The 14629-nt window shown below is 70.9% G+C and carries 12 protein-coding genes and 1 riboswitch; of the genes, 4 read left to right on the top strand and 8 right to left on the bottom strand.

The annotated features are described in order from the left end of the window. Window positions 1-42: 42 nt before the first annotated feature. From ETO60_RS08245 to ETO60_RS08210, 8 genes are all read right to left on the bottom strand, one after another. Window positions 43-726: a PepSY domain-containing protein gene (locus ETO60_RS08245; RefSeq protein WP_234026396.1), complete on the bottom strand. Its 684-nt coding sequence runs from the start codon at window positions 724-726 to the stop codon at window positions 43-45. 13 nt (window positions 727-739) lie between these two features. Further along, window positions 740-1159, bottom strand: a complete 420-nt coding sequence (locus tag ETO60_RS08240; RefSeq protein WP_130004448.1) for a VOC family protein — start codon at window positions 1157-1159, stop codon at window positions 740-742. Further along, window positions 1159-2565: a dihydrolipoyl dehydrogenase gene (lpdA, locus tag ETO60_RS08235; protein ID WP_130004446.1), complete on the bottom strand. Its 1407-nt coding sequence runs from the start codon at window positions 2563-2565 to the stop codon at window positions 1159-1161. Before lpdA ends, ETO60_RS08240 begins: the two co-directional genes overlap by 1 nt. 84 nt (window positions 2566-2649) lie before the next feature. Next, window positions 2650-3888: a 2-oxoglutarate dehydrogenase complex dihydrolipoyllysine-residue succinyltransferase gene (odhB, locus tag ETO60_RS08230; RefSeq protein WP_130004444.1), complete on the bottom strand. Its 1239-nt coding sequence runs from the start codon at window positions 3886-3888 to the stop codon at window positions 2650-2652. A 27-nt stretch (window positions 3889-3915) separates the two neighbouring features. Beyond that, window positions 3916-6720 carry a 2-oxoglutarate dehydrogenase E1 component gene (locus ETO60_RS08225; protein ID WP_130004442.1) on the bottom strand — a complete coding sequence of 935 codons (2805 nt, stop codon included), beginning with the start codon at window positions 6718-6720 and terminating at the stop codon, window positions 3916-3918. Window positions 6721-6763: 43 nt separating this feature from the next. Further along, window positions 6764-7654: a succinate--CoA ligase subunit alpha gene (sucD, locus tag ETO60_RS08220; protein WP_130004440.1), complete on the bottom strand. Its 891-nt coding sequence runs from the start codon at window positions 7652-7654 to the stop codon at window positions 6764-6766. Between the two features lie 176 nt (window positions 7655-7830). After that, complete coding sequence (gene mdh / locus ETO60_RS08215; RefSeq protein ID WP_130004438.1) at window positions 7831-8805, bottom strand: malate dehydrogenase; 975 nt, start codon at window positions 8803-8805, stop codon at window positions 7831-7833. Between the two features lie 191 nt (window positions 8806-8996). Further along, the gene (locus ETO60_RS08210; RefSeq protein WP_130004436.1) at window positions 8997-9647 is read right to left on the bottom strand and encodes a hypothetical protein; all 651 of its coding nucleotides are present in this window, start codon (window positions 9645-9647) and stop codon (window positions 8997-8999) included. 99 nt (window positions 9648-9746) lie between these two features. Beyond that, window positions 9747-9956: riboswitch (cobalamin riboswitch) on the top strand. A gap of 108 nt (window positions 9957-10064) precedes the next feature. Between ETO60_RS08210 and ETO60_RS08205 the strand changes: the two genes are divergently transcribed. From ETO60_RS08205 to ETO60_RS08190, 4 genes are read left to right on the top strand one after another with little or no spacing between them, the layout of a single operon-like run. Further along, window positions 10065-12038, top strand: a complete 1974-nt coding sequence (locus ETO60_RS08205; protein ID WP_165362143.1) for a TonB-dependent receptor plug domain-containing protein — start codon at window positions 10065-10067, stop codon at window positions 12036-12038. After that, window positions 12035-12898, top strand: a complete 864-nt coding sequence (locus ETO60_RS08200; protein ID WP_234026395.1) for an ABC transporter substrate-binding protein — start codon at window positions 12035-12037, stop codon at window positions 12896-12898. The genes ETO60_RS08205 and ETO60_RS08200 overlap by 4 nt, the downstream gene beginning before the upstream one ends. After that, window positions 12895-13857 carry a FecCD family ABC transporter permease gene (locus tag ETO60_RS08195; protein WP_130004432.1) on the top strand — a complete coding sequence of 321 codons (963 nt, stop codon included), beginning with the start codon at window positions 12895-12897 and terminating at the stop codon, window positions 13855-13857. Before ETO60_RS08200 ends, ETO60_RS08195 begins: the two co-directional genes overlap by 4 nt. Further along, the gene (locus ETO60_RS08190) at window positions 13854-14582 is read left to right on the top strand and encodes an ABC transporter ATP-binding protein (RefSeq protein ID WP_130004707.1); all 729 of its coding nucleotides are present in this window, start codon (window positions 13854-13856) and stop codon (window positions 14580-14582) included. Before ETO60_RS08195 ends, ETO60_RS08190 begins: the two co-directional genes overlap by 4 nt. Window positions 14583-14629: the final 47 nt, after the last annotated feature.

The raw sequence follows: 14629 nt of genomic DNA, 5'->3' as shown, positions 1-14629 counted from the left end.
CAGGCGGTGCCGGACGCAGACCTGTTCCCGGCACGCGCTCTTTCAGGGTCTAGCCGATTCTGAACGAGCGCGGCGCCGGAACAGGAGCGCCGTTCCGACAAGGACGGCCACGAAGGCGAGGGCGGCGAAGACGATCAGAACCGGGTGGTGCGTGGCCTCGCGGCCTCGCAGGTCCATGATGTGCAGCCCCCACATGATATCGAAGACCCGCCAGAAGCGTGTGCGGATCGCCTCGATGGCACCTGTCTGCTCGCCCACATAGACGCGCGTGCCATCGCTGAACCTCACCTGCCACGCCGGCATGGGGCGGCGGAAATCGAGCGGCGCGGAGTCGGCCGGGAACAGGCGGGCGGACACGATCTCCCTGCCGCCCCTGATACCCTGCGCCGCGATGGCGCGCGCCGCCGCCTCATCAATGCCGGGAAGCGGCGCGCCGTCGAGGCGGTAACGCTGCGCCGGCCCGTGCGGCGGGCGGAGCAGCACCACCGTCTGCCCATGCTGAACGCGCACCGTCGCCTCCGCGACCGGTCCGGCCGCCGCCGGGACGACGAGCGTGAGCGGCTCGCCGGCCGGCAGAATCTCGCTCCGCCCCTCGGCCCGCAGGTGCTCTCCGCGCACCTCCTCGATCGGGCGCGACACCATGACCAGACCGCTCAGCGTCCACAGCAGCAGCGGCACCGCCACCAGCCACCCGAGCCAGATGTGCCAGCGGGCAAGACGGCGCACGGCGCGCGGGTCCTCAGGACTTGGCGAAAAGCTGCGCCGGATCCGCGAACGCCTTGATCTCGATCGCATTGCCGGATGGATCGCGGAAGAACATCGTCGCCTGCTCTCCCGTCTGACCGCGGAAGCGGATGTGCGGCTCGATCTCGAAGGCGATCCGGTGCGCTCTCAGCCGTTCCGCCAGCGCGTCCCATTCCTCCATGGCGAGCACCACGCCGAAATGCGGCACCGGCACGGCGTGTCCATCCACGGCGTTCGCCGCCACGTCGCCTCTCGGAGGCGAGAGGTGAGCGACGATCTGGTGCCCGTGAAAATCGAAGTCGATCCACTCGGCGCTCGACCGGCCTTCGGCGCAGCCCATCACGTCGCCCCAGAAACGCCGTGCCGCGGCAAGGTCATGCACCGGAAAGGCGAGGTGAAAGGGAGGCCGCTCCATCAGATGTGGATCGGCTTGCCCTGCACCGCCATCGCCGCCTCTTTCAGCGCTTCCGAGTGGGTCGGGTGGGCGTGGCAGGTGTAGGCGATGTCCTCGGACGTCGCGCCGAACTCCATGGCCTGCGCGGCCTGCGCGATCATCGTGCCGGCGAGCGAGTTGATGATCCACACGCCGAGCACACGGTCGCTGTCCGCCTCGGCAATGACCTTGACGAAGCCGTCCGTGTCGCGGTTCGCCTTGGCGCGGCTGTTGGCCATCATCGGGAACTTGCCCACCTTGACCGCGTGGCCGTTCGCCTTGGCCTCCTCCTCGGTCAGGCCGACACCGGCGATTTCGGGGCTTGTGTACACGACTGACGGGATAACCGCATGGTTCACGATGCCCGTCTGCCCGGCGATGTTTTCGGCCACGGCGATGCCTTCGTCTTCGGCCTTGTGCGCCAGCATGGGGCCGGGCACCACATCGCCGATCGCCCACACGCCGTCAACGGCGGTGCGGAAGTCGTGATCGGTCTCGATCTGGCCGCGGCTGTTCGTGGCAAGGCCGATCGAGTCGAGGTTCAGCCCCTCGGTGTGGGGGCGCCGCCCGATGGCGACGAGCACGTGGCTGGCCTCCAGCGTCTCCTGCGTCCCGCCCGCCGCAGGCTCAAGCGTCAGCGTGACTCCGTTCTCGCCTTCCCGTGCGCCCGTGACCTTGGTCGCGAGACGCAGTTCCATGCCCTGTTTCCTGAAGATCTTTGCCGCTTCCTTGCGGACATCGCCGTCCATGCCCGGCAGCAGCTGGTCGAGATACTCGACGACCGTGACCCGCGCGCCGAGCCGCCGCCACACGCTGCCGAGTTCGAGGCCGATCACCCCGCCGCCGATCACCACCAGATGATCAGGCACCTCGGGGAGAGCGAGCGCGCCCGTGCTGTCGACGATGCGCAGCTTCTCGTTGTCGACCGGAACGCCCGGCAGCGGCGTGACGCTGGAACCGGTGGCGATGACAATGTCGCGCGCGGACACCGTCTGATCGCCCACACGCACCGTGTGCGCGCCCTCGAACGCGGCATGGCCCTTGAGCCAGGTGACCTTGTTCTTCTTGAACAGGAACTCGATGCCGCCGGTCAGCTCGCCCACGGCCTTGCGCTTCTCGGCCTGCATCGCGTCGAGATCGAGTTCCACCTGCGCCTTGATGCCCCAGGTGGCAAAATGGCCGTGCGCCGCCTCCTCGAACAGCTCAGAGCCGTGCAGCAGCGCCTTGGACGGGATGCAGCCCACATTGAGGCAAGTGCCGCCGAGCGTGTCGCGGCTTTCGGCGCAGGCGGTCCGCAGGCCAAGCTGCGCAGCGCGGATGGCGGCCACATAGCCCCCCGGTCCGGCACCGATCACCAGCACGTCGTAGTCGAAATCCTGTTCAGCCATGCCTGTCACGCCGGCGGGCGCCGGCTTCTCCTTCACGTGTCCACGGAACGCGCGCGCCTGCGCGCCTGTGCGTGACCTAGGCGCTTAGAGATCGATCAGCAACCGGGTGGGATCCTCGATCGCGTCCTTGATGATCTTGAGCGCCGTGACCGCCTCCCGCCCGTCGATCAGGCGGTGGTCGTAGCTGAGGGCCAGATACATCATCGGCCGCACCACCACCTGGCCGTCGCGCACGACCGGACGGTCCTCGATCCGGTGGAGGCCGAGAACCGCGCTCTGCGGCGGGTTGATGATGGGCGTCGACATCAGCGAGCCGAACACCCCGCCATTGGAAATGGTGAAGGTGCCGCCGCGCATATCGTCCATGGTCAGCGCGCCGTTCTTCGCCCGCGCGCCGAAATCGGCGATGTCCTTCTCGATCTGGGCGAAGCTCTTGCGATCGGCGTCGCGCACCACCGGCACGACCAGCCCACCCGGTGCGCTGACCGCGACCGAGATGTCGACATAGTCGTGATAGACGATCTCCTCGCCATCGATGTAGGCATTGACCGCCGGCACGTCCTTGAGCGCCAGGCACGCCGCCTTGGCGAAGAAGCCCATGAAGCCCAGCCGCACCTCGTGCTTCTTGGCGAACAAATCCTTGTAGCGGTTGCGCGCGTCGATGACGGCGCTCATGTCGCAGTCGTTGAAGGTGGTGAGCAGGGCGGCCGTGTCCTGCGCCGACTTCAGCCGCCGGGCGATCGTCTGGCGCATGCGCGTCATGCGCACGCGTTCCTCGCGACGCTCGCCGGTCGCGGCGGATGGGGGAGAAGGCGCCTCGGCGGCTTCGCTCGCGCGCGCGGCGGCGGCGATGTCCTCCTTGGTCAGCCGGCCGCCACGACCCGTGCCCGCAACCGTCGCCGGATCGACGCCCGTTTCCTGCACGGCGCGGCGCACCGACGGGGACAGCACCGGAGCCGCATCGGCCGCCCGCGTTGCGGCCGAAGGCTGCGCCTTGCCGGCACCGGGTTCCGCCGCACGAGGCTTTTCTTCCGTCGCGCCTTCCGACGTGGCCGGCGCGCGTCCGGCCGGAGCGGCTCCTGCGCCGCCCTCGGCAACGGTCGCGATCACCGCGCCGACCTGAACGGTTTTGCCCACGCCGACCCGCTGCTCCTCCAGGACGCCGGCGACGGGGGAGGGCACCTCGACCGCGACCTTGTCCGTTTCGAGGCTGACGATCGGCTCGTCCACGGCCACGGCATCGCCGGGCTGCTTCAGCCATTCGGCGATGGTGCCTTCCGTCACCGATTCGCCCAGCGCGGGCACCTTGATCTCAGTCGACATGCAGCAGCCCCAGACTGTTCCGTTCCTTCACCGCGCCTCCTTAAGGCCCAGCGCCTCGGCGACAAGGGCTTCCTGCTGCGCCTGGTGGCGTTTGGCATAGCCGGTGGCGGGGGAGGCGGCCGCGTCCCGCCCGGCATAGACGGGGCGCAGGGCGGCGTGGCCCGCCGCGTGCGCGGCCTGCTCGATCAGGCGGTCGACGAAGGTCCACGCGCCGCCATTGGCCGGCTCCTCCTGGCACCAGACGATCTCCTGCAGCCCTGTCATCCGCGCCAGGCGCTTGGCGAGCGGTTCGCCGGGGAAGGGATAAAGCTGCTCGAGCCGGACGATGGACACGTCCCGCAGATCCTCCTCGTCGCGCCGCTGCATGAGATCGTAGGCGACCTTGCCCGAGCACAGCACGAGGCGGCGCACCTGCGCGTCGGGAATGTCGCGCACGTCGCTGACGATGCGGCGGAAGTGACTTTCGCCCAGGAATTCCTCCGCCGACGAGCGCGCCTGCGGCAGGCGCAGCAGGCTCTTGGGGGTCATGATGACGAGCGGCTTGCGGAACGGACGGAGCATCTGACGCCGCAGGACATGGAAGTAGTTCGACGGCACGGTGATGTTGCACACCTGCAGATTGTCCTCCGCGCACAGCTGCAGGAACCGTTCCAGCCGGGCGGAGGAGTGCTCCGGCCCCTGTCCCTCGTAGCCGTGGGGCAGCAGCATCACCAGACCGTTGGCGCGGAGCCACTTCGACTCGCCGCTGGCGACGAACTGGTCGATCATGATCTGCGCGCCGTTCGCGAAGTCGCCGAACTGCGCCTCCCACAGCACCAGCGTCTTGGGATCGGCCATGGCGAAGCCGTACTCGAACCCGAGCACGCCGTATTCGGACAGCGGGCTGTCATAGACCTCGAACCGGCCGCCCTCGATCGCCGCGAGCGGCACGAAGCGCGTCTCGTTGACTTGGTCGTGCCAGACCGCGTGCCGCTGCGAGAACGTCCCCCGGCCGGAATCCTGCCCTGACAGGCGCACGCCGTATCCTTCCGCGACGAGGCTGCCGAAGGCCAGCGCCTCCGCCGTCGCCCAGTCGATCCCTTCGCCGGTGGCGAACATCTCGCGCTTGGCGTCGATCACCCGGCCCAGCGTCCGGTGGATGTTCAGCCCTTCGGGCACGGTCGTCAGCACCCGGCCCAGCCGGTCGAACAGCTCGCGATCGATGGCGGTGTCGACATTGCGGCGGGCCGTTTCGGGGTCGGCCGGCTTGCTCAGTCCCGACCAGCGGCCGCCGAACCAGTCCGCCTCGTTGGCGCGGTAGTCGGCCGACGCGGCGAACTCCTCGTTCAGCCGCGCCGTGAACTCGTCGACGCAGGCCTGCGCGAAGCTCTCGTCGATGACACCCTCCGCGATCAGCCGCTGGCTGTAGAGCGCGCTGACCTTGGGATGGCGGCGGATGGCGTCGTACATCACCGGCTGGGTGAAGCCCGGCTCGTCGCCCTCGTTGTGACCGAAGCGGCGATAGCACCACATGTCGATCACGATGTCGCGCCCGAACTTCTGCCGGTATTCGACGGCCAGCTTGCAGGCGAAGGTGACGGCCTCGGGGTCGTCGCCGTTGACGTGCAGGATCGGCGCCTGAACGCCCTTCGCCACGTCGGACGGGTAGGGCGAGGAACGGGCGAACTGCGGCGAGGTGGTGAAGCCGATCTGGTTGTTGATGATGAAGTGGATGCAGCCGCCGGTGTTGTAGCCCTTCACGCCCGAAAAGCCGAGGCATTCCCACACGATGCCCTGTCCGGCGAACGCGGCGTCGCCATGGATCAGCACGGGCAGCACCTGGCTGTGGCGCGTCAGGTCGTCGCGGAACGCCTGCTCCGCCCGCGCCTTGCCCAGCACCACGGGATTGACCGCCTCGAGGTGCGAGGGATTGGGCACGAGGCTCATGTGCACCTCGATGCCCTCGAAGGCGCGGTCGGTGCTGGTGCCGAGGTGATACTTGACGTCCCCGGACCCGCCCACATCCTCGGGATTGGCGCTGCCGCCCTGGAATTCGTGGAAGATCACGCGGTAGGGCTTGGCCATGACATTGGCGAGGACGTTGAGCCGCCCGCGATGCGCCATGCCGTAGATGATCTCGCGCACGCCGGCCTGGCCGCCGTGCTTGATCACCGCCTCCAGCGCCGGGATCATGCTTTCCCCGCCATCGAGTCCGAAGCGCTTGGTGCCAACATATTTGCGGCCGAGGAAATTCTCGAATTCCTCCCCCCGGATCACGGCCGACAGGATCGCCCGCTTGCCTTCGGGGGTGAACTGGATCGTCTCCTCCGGGCTTTCGAAGCGGTCCTGGAGGAAGCGCCGCTCCTCCACATCCGCGATGTGCATGTATTCCAGCCCGACCTTGCCGCAGTAGTCCCGGCGCAGCAGGTCGCACAGCTCGCGCGGCGTGACCCAGTCGCGCCCGAGATTGCCGCCGACATAGACTTCCCGGTCGAGCGCGTCGGGGCCGAAATGCCATTCCAGCTTGAGATCGTCGGGCAGCTCGCGCCGGGCAAGACCGAGCGGATCGAGATCCGCCGCAAGGTGGCCGCGCACCCGATAGGTGCGGATCATCAGCATCGCGCGGATCGAGTCGTCCGCCGCCTGCACCAGCGCCTGCCGGTCGAGCGGCCTGCCGGAGGCGGCGGCGGCCTTCTCGACCGCCAGCGTCATCGCCGTCGGATCAAGCGCGCGCGCCAGATCGTCCGCGTCAGGTCCATCAAGCGGCCAACGCGGATTGGCCCAGGACGGCCCGCGCGGAGCCGCTTCCTGGTCGGTGAACTCAGGCAGAAAGCCGTGCGCCTCGTGTCCCATACAACTCCTCGCCGTCAGCGCGCGCGCATCCGCACCCCTGCGGTCACACCAGCTCTTTCAACAGAGCGTCCAGCGTGGTGCCCAGTTCCGAGGGCGACTGCGCGACGCGGATGCCGGCATCTTCCATCGCGGCGATCTTGTCCTCCGCGCCGCCCTGGCCGCCCGACACGATCGCGCCGGCGTGCCCCATGCGGCGTCCCGGAGGCGCGGTGCGGCCGGCGATGAAGCCGACCATCGGCTTGGAGCGGCCCTTGGCGCGCTGTTCCTTGATGAAGGCGGCCGCCTCCTCTTCCGCGGAGCCGCCGATCTCGCCGATCATGATGATCGACTTGGTCTCGTCGTCCGACAGGAACAGGTCGAGCACGTCGATGAAGTTGGTGCCGTTCACCGGGTCGCCGCCGATGCCGACGGCCGTGGACTGGCCGAGGCCGACGGCCGTGGTCTGGTGCACCGCCTCGTAAGTCAGCGTGCCCGAGCGCGAGACGACGCCCACGCTGCCTTTCTTGAAGATGGAGCCGGGCATGATGCCGATCTTGCACTCGCCCGGCGTCAGCACGCCGGGACAGTTCGGGCCGATCAGGCGCGACTTGGAGCCGGTCAGCGCCCGCTTCACCCGCACCATGTCGAGCACGGGGATGCCTTCGGTGATCGTCACGATCAGCGGAATCTCCGCATCGATCGCCTCGAGGATCGAGTCCGCGGCGAAGGGCGGCGGGACGTAGATCACGGATGCCGTCGCGCCGGTTTCCGCCTTTGCCTCGCGCACGGTGTTGAACACCGGCAGGCCGAGATGGGTGGTGCCCCCTTTGCCCGGCGTCACCCCCGCCACCATCTGCGTTCCGTAGTCGAGCGCCTGCTGAGTGTGGAAGGTGCCGGTTTCCCCGGTCATCCCCTGGGTGATGACCTTGGTGTTCTTGTCGACGAGGATGGACATTCAATGCTTCCTTCGATGATACTTGGCGATCCAGACAATCACGCAAACTCTTGGGGTCAGGAACAAGCGGAAGACGGCAAGAAGAGAAAGGGCGGCTTCATGCGTCGGCGTCGCGCATTTGCACCGTCGCTGCGCGAACCCGCTCCGATTTCGAAGACTCGAGCCGACACCTGTCCTCACGCCAGCGCGCTGTCCATCCCTCTGCAAGCCACCAGCAGTTCCTCGACCGCATCGGTCGAAACCTTGAGGTTCGCCTTCTCCTCGTCCGACAGGGCGATCTCGACCACCTCCTCGATGCCGTTTGCGCCGATCACCGCCGGGACGCCGACATAGAGGCCGTCGAGGCCATACTTGCCCTCGACATAGGCCGCCACGGGGAGGATGCGCTTCTGGTCGCCCAGATACGCTTCGGCCATGGCGATGGCGCTGGTGGCGGGGGCGTAATAGGCGCTGCCGGTCTTGAGCAGGCCGACGATCTCGCCGCCGCCGTTGCGGGTGCGCTTGACGATCTCGTCGAGCTTGGCCTGCGAGGAGCGGCCCTGCTTGACGAGGTCGCCCACCGGGATGCCGCTGATGGTGGAGTAGGACAGCACCGGCACCATCGTGTCGCCATGTCCGCCCAGCACGAAGGCGTTGACGTCCTTCACGCTGACCCCGAATTCCCAGGCGAGGAAGGTCGCAAACCGCGCGCTGTCGAGCACGCCGGCCATGCCGACCACCTTGTTGTGCGGCAGGCCGGAATATTCGCGGAGCGCCCAGACCATCGCGTCCAGCGGATTGGTGATGCAGATCACAAAGGCGTCGGGACAGTTGTCGCGGATGCCTTCGCCAACGGCCTTCATCACCTTGAGGTTGATGCCGAGCAGGTCGTCCCGGCTCATCCCCGGCTTGCGGGGGACCCCGGCAGTGACGATCACCACATCCGCCCCGGCAATGTCGGCGTAGTCGTTCGTGCCGGTGATCTTCGCGTCGAACCCTTCGACAGGGCCGCATTGCGCCAGGTCCAGCGCCTTGCCCTGAGGCACGCCTTCCGCGATGTCGAACAGGACGATGTCGCCCATTTCCTTCTTCGCGGCGAGATGGGCGAGGGTGCCGCCGATCATGCCGGCGCCGACCAGGGCGATCTTGCGGCGGCCGCGGGTGGTGCTCATGTGTCCGTGATCCTTTGCGTCAGTGGCGCCGATCCCGTGCGGCCGCGCTGCCGGTCGGAACTGCGCAAGCGGCACGGAGACGGCGCGCGATGATCGGTCGTCGTCCTGCGGGCGACTAGGCGGGGCAACAGGCGATTGCAACCTCCTTGCCGCCGCTTTGCGCCGACACCGTCGCCGGCGCAGCGGCCCCGTCATCCTCGCCCCGGCTCGCGCCCGAACAGCGAGACCGGCAGGCAAGGGCCGCGCGCCTGGTTGGCGGGACCGGAACCCGCGGGTCCGACCGCACCGGACGCAGGGCTGCCGCGGCCGGTCGGGCAGCGGCACGAGGCCGCGGCGGCCGGGAGACGCTGCGAAAGGCGAGCTTCGTCCTCGTCCCGCATCGGCAGCAGGAGCGCCGCACCCTCTGCGCCGTCGCCCCCGCCCGCGTCCGGCACGAGATCGAGGCCGAGCCGTGCGGCCGCGCTGGCCGCCTCCTGCGCGAGCCGTTGATGGAGCAGGGGCAGCAATCCGGCACTTTGCGCCGCGGCATGCAGCCCGGCCGGCGACGCGCTGCCGCCGGCGCCGAGCCAGTGCAGCCGGGCCGCGAATCGTGGCCGGCCCGCCACTCCTCGGGACGGAAGGGCCTGGATGAAGAGGGCCACGCCTCCCGCCGCCCCGGACAGGCTTTGCTCCAGCATTCGCGCCGTCTGCGCCCCGGCGCCGTCATTGCCGGGCAGGGACAGCGGCAGGGAATGGGTGCTCAGCGCGGCCGTGAGGCAGCCGCCGCGCAGCATCGAGCCGCCATAGGCCGCGCGAACCGGGCGGGTGCGCGCCTGCCCCGCGGTGTCCGCCTCCCCGGTCATGGCCGTCTCCTCCCGCCGCGTGTTTCCCTCTGAACGGCGTGCCGGGCGGCGCGCAGATCCGGATCATCACCTGCCTTGCCAGCAGCCAGTCGCATGCTTATGCACCGCCGCGTCGCAGGTGTCCGCCGCGAGGCGGGCGCAAGAGGGAAGCGGCGAGGGGCGCACCGCCCCGATGCCGCGCTGCCCCCGCAACTGAGACCGGCGAGCGCCGCCTCGATGGACCACTGTTCCCGCTTCGGCGGAACGGGAAGGTGAGGCGGAGGCGTTGACCCGGCGAGCCAGGAGACCTGCCTGCGACAGCTGTTCGGCCGCGGGCGGGGTGTACCGGGGCAAACGGGTCTGAAGCGTGTCCGGTCGTGTTCGGCCGCGGCAGGCTCACCGTCATGAGCGGCGCATTCGTTCGTGATGGAGAAGCCTGTGTCCAGATTCCCGCTTTTCGCCCTCCCGCTGGTGCTCGCGCCGGGCGCCGCCCTCGCGCAGCAGTCCGACGCGGGCGATGCCGCCCTAGAGGAGCTGCTGCGCCGCCAGGACGCGGCGGCCGAGACGCCGCCACCCGCGCCGCCGGCGTCCTTCCCGGCGTCCCGACAGGCCGCTGAAAGTCCGGTCATCACCGTCACCGCGCGGGGTCTGCCCTCGACCCTCGCCTCGAGCGGACAGGCCGTGACCGTGCTGGAGCGGGACGAGATCGACGCGGTTCAGGGCGCGGACATCGTGCGCGTGCTGCGCCGCGTTCCGGCCGTCACCGCCAGCCGCAGCGGCCCGGTCGGCGCCTTCACCAGTCTCAGCGTGCGCGGCGCGCCGGGCGATCAGCTGCTGGTGCTCGTCGACGGCGTGCCGGTGCGCGACGTGGCGGCGCCGGCGGGCGGATTCGACTTCGGCACCCTTGTTCCCGGAACGATCGGCCGGATCGAGCTGCTGCGGGGCGCCAACAGCGTCATCTGGGGTTCGAGCGCCATGGCCGGGGTAATGGAGATTACCACCCGCACCGGCCCCGGCCTGTCCGCGAGCGCCGAGTACGGCAGCCGCGACACTGCGCTGGTGCAGGCGCGCGCGGGCCTTCAGACCGGGTCCCTGTCGGCGGGCGTGGCGGGATCCTGGGCGCGAAGCGACGGCTTCTCCGCCGCGGCTGCGGGGACGGAGCCGGACGGCTTCTCCCAGCGCGCCGTGGCCGGCACCGCGACCCTCGAGCTGTCGCCCACGCTGGAGCTGTTTGCCCAGGGGCGGCTCGCCCGCGGGCGGCTCGGCATCGACGGCTTCCCCGCACCCGCCTTCACCCTTGCCGACACGGACGAGGTTCAGCGGACGACTCAGCGCTCGGGCACGATCGGGGCAAGCCATTACGGCACCGACCTCACCGTGCAGGTGAGCTACGCCGCCGCCCACACCGGCCGCGTCAACCGCGCCGGGCAGGCGGATTCCGCGACGCTGTTCGCCAGCACCGGCGAGAGCGACCGCCTGCTGCTGCGCGGCGAGTATCGGCTCATCGGCGGGCTGGGACTGGCGTTCGGCGCAGAGCGCGAGTGGTCGCGCTACCGGACGCAGTTCGATGCCGGCGCGCGCACGGCCATCACCGGCGCCTATGTGCAGGCGGGCTGGGTGCTGGGGGCGCTGGCGGCGCACGCCGGGGTGCGGCTGGACGACCACCGCCGCTTCGGCCGGGCATGGAGCTTCGGCGGCGATGTTGCCTACCGCCTGTCGCCGGACTGGCGCGTGCGGGCGAGCGCGGGCGAGGGGTTCAAGGCGCCGACGCTGTTCCAGCTGTTCTCCGCCTTCGGCAACCCGGCTCTCCTGCCCGAGCGTTCGACCAGCTACGACCTCGCGCTGGAACATGGCCGCGCGGACGGCCCGTTCTTCGCCTCCGCCGGCGTGTGGCGGCGTGACGCGGCCGATCTCATCACCTTCGCCTCGTGCACGAGCTTCGACCCGCCGCTGTGCGCCACCCGTCCGTTCGGCAGCTACCGCAACACCGCCCGCACCCGGGCGCAGGGTGTGGAGCTGCAGCTGCAGGCGCGCCCCGCAGCCGCGCTTTCTCTCGGCGCGGTCTATGCCTTCACCGATGCGGTGGAGCGGCCGGACGGGGCGCCGGACAGGACGCCGCGCCTCGCGCGCCAGCCCCGCCATGCGCTGACGGCCTTTGCCGACTGGACGGCGCCCGGCGGTCTTACCTTTAGCGGAGACGTCCGGCTGGTCGGGGACAGCTTCGACGATGCGCGCAACGCGGTCCGGCTCGACGGCTACGCGCTGGTGGACCTGCGCGCCAGCCTGCCGCTCACCGGCACGGTGGAGCTGTTCGGGCGGGTGGAGAACCTGTTCGATGCCGCCAATGTCACGGTGGCGGGCTACAACGGCACGCCGCGCGGCGTGTTCGCCGGAGTGCGGCTGCGCCGGTGAGCGGGCGGCGTCACCCCGGTGCGGCGTTGCTGGGGCCGGTTCTTGCCGCCGCCTGCGCGGTGACCGCCTGTGCCCCGCCCCTTGAGGTGCCGCCCTCCGGCACGGCGCAGCCCCCCGCGATCGTCAGCCTCAATCCGTGCCTCGACGCGATCGTGGTGGAGGTCGCGGCGCCGGCGCAGGTGCGGGCGCTGTCGCGCTGGAGCGCCGATCCGGCGACAAGCTCGCTCGCCCCGGACGCGGCGCGGCGCCATGTCTTCGTGTCGGGGTCGGCAGAGGAGGTGCTGGCGCTGCGGCCGCGCCTCGTCCTCGCCAGCACCTACACCGATCCCGCCACGGTGGACGCGCTGCGGCGGCTGGGCATCCGGGTGGAGACCTTCGGCATCGCCGGCAGCATCGACGAGAACATCGCGCAGGTGCGGCGCATCGCGGCGCTCGCCGGTCAGGTTCCTGCCGGTGAGCGGCTGGTGGCGCGGATGCACGCGGCGCTGGCCGCTGCGGCGCCGCCACCGGGAGCGCCGCCGCTCGACACCGTGCTGTGGCAGCCGGGCGGCATCGTGCCGGGGCGCGGCACGCTGATCGCCGACCTGCTGCGGCGCACCGGCCATGCCGACGGCGCGGCGGCGCGCGGCTACAGCCAGGGCGAGGCCCTGCCGCTCGAGGCGGTGGTGCGCGATCCGCCCCGGCTGCTGCTCGTGGCCGGCCGCGAGGCGGGGCAGCGGCATCCGGTGCTGGCGCGGGTGCCCGGGATGCGCGTCGCAGCGTTCGATCCGGCGCTGCTTCATTGCGGCGGCCCGACGGTGATCCGCGCCGCGGCCCGCCTCGGTGCCGAGCGGCGCCGTCTGCCCGGGGCGCGGCAATGACCCGCGCGGCGGCGGTGTTCGCGGCCGCGCTCGCGATCGCCCTGCCGCTGTCGCTGCTCGCCGGGCGCGGCGGACTGAGTGCGCCCGTGTCCGCGACGGAGCTGCTCATCCTCACCGAACTGCGGCTGCCGCGGGCGGTGCTGGCGGTTTTCGTGGGCGCCGGGCTGGGCATGGCAGGCGCGGCGATGCAGGGCTACCTGCGCAACCCGCTCGCCGATCCGGGGCTGTTCGGCATCGCTCCGGGTGCGGCGCTCGGGGCGGTGACGGCGCTGCTGGCCGGGGCGCCGTGGTGGGCGGTGCCGCCCGCCGCGCTCGCCGGGGCGGCGGCGGCGATGGCGCTGCTGGCGCTCGTCGCCGGCCGCACCCCGCCGGGGCTGGGGCGCGGCATCGCGCTCTTCACCCTGGCCGGGCTGATGATCTCCAGCCTCGCCGGCGCGCTGACCGCACTCGTCATCAGCCTTGCTCCCAACGCCTTCGTGCTGAGCGAGATCGTGATGTGGCTGAACGGCGCGCTCACCGACCGGAGCTGGCGCGAGGTGGCCATCGCCGCCCCGCTGATCCTGTCGGGGTGTGCGCTGCTGCTGCTCACCGCCCGCGCGCTCGACGCGCTGACGCTGGGCGAGGCCGTCGCCCGGTCGCTCGGCGTCGTGCCGGGCCGGCTGCTGTGGCTGCTGGTCGCGGGTGTCGGGCTGACCGTCGGGGCGGGCGTGGCGGTGGCCGGGATCATCGGCTTCGTCGGCCTCATCGTCCCCCATCTCGTCCGCCCGCTGACCGACCGGCGCCCCTCGGCGCTGCTGCTGCCCGCCGCCCTTGCCGGCGGGCTGCTGGTGCTGATCGCCGACACGGCGGTGCGGATCCTGCCGCTGATGGTGGAACTGCGCCTCGGCATCGTGCTCAGCTTCATCGGGGCGCCCTTCTTCCTGTGGCTGCTGCTGCGGCTGCGGAGGGGCTGGGCATGACGCTGGAGGCGCGCGAGCTGAGCGTGCCCGGACGGCTGGAGCGGGTGACGCTGCCGCTGCGCGGCGGGCGGGTGACGGCGATCTGCGGCCCGAACGGGGCAGGCAAGTCGACCCTCCTGCAGGCTCTGGCCGGGTTGCTGCCGCCTGCCGCGGGCACGGTCCTGCTGGACGGCGAGCCGCTCTGCGCCCTCGATCCGCGCCGCCGGGCGCAGGCGGTCGGCTATCTGCCGCAGGGCGCCGAGATCGCGTGGGACGTCACTGTGCGCAGCGTGGTCGCACTGGGCCGCATGCCGCACGGCGACCGGGCGGACGCGCCGGTCGCGGCGGCGCTTGCGGCCATGGACGCGGCGCATCTGGCGGAGCGGCGCGTGCTGACCCTGTCCGGGGGCGAGCGGGCGCGCGTGCTGCTCGCCCGCGTCCTTGCCGGCGAGCCGCGCTGGATCCTCGCGGACGAGCCGCTCGCGGCGCTGGACCTCGCGCACCGCGCCGCCCTGATGCGTCACCTGCGCGCCGCCGCGGAAGGCGGGGCAGGGGTGGTCGTGGTGCTGCACGACCTGGCCGCGGCCATGAACGAGGCCGACGAGGTGGTCGTGCTCGACCGCGGAAGGCTGGTCGTGTCCGGCACGCCGGAGGCCGTGCTCAGCCCGGGCCTCATCGCCCGCGTGTGGCACCATGATGCGGTGTGGATCGGAGAGGCGGGGCACCGGGCACTGGTGGGCCGCTGACGGGTTCTTCCGCCATGGACCGGAGCGCGCTTGAACAGCGGTGGTTC

The sequence above is a fragment of the Qipengyuania thermophila genome (assembly GCF_004153605.1).
GTDB lineage: Bacteria > Pseudomonadota > Alphaproteobacteria > Sphingomonadales > Sphingomonadaceae > Qipengyuania_B > Qipengyuania_B thermophila.
Note: the sequence above shows the minus strand (reverse complement) of the source record. Positions and strands in the feature narration are given on the sequence as shown.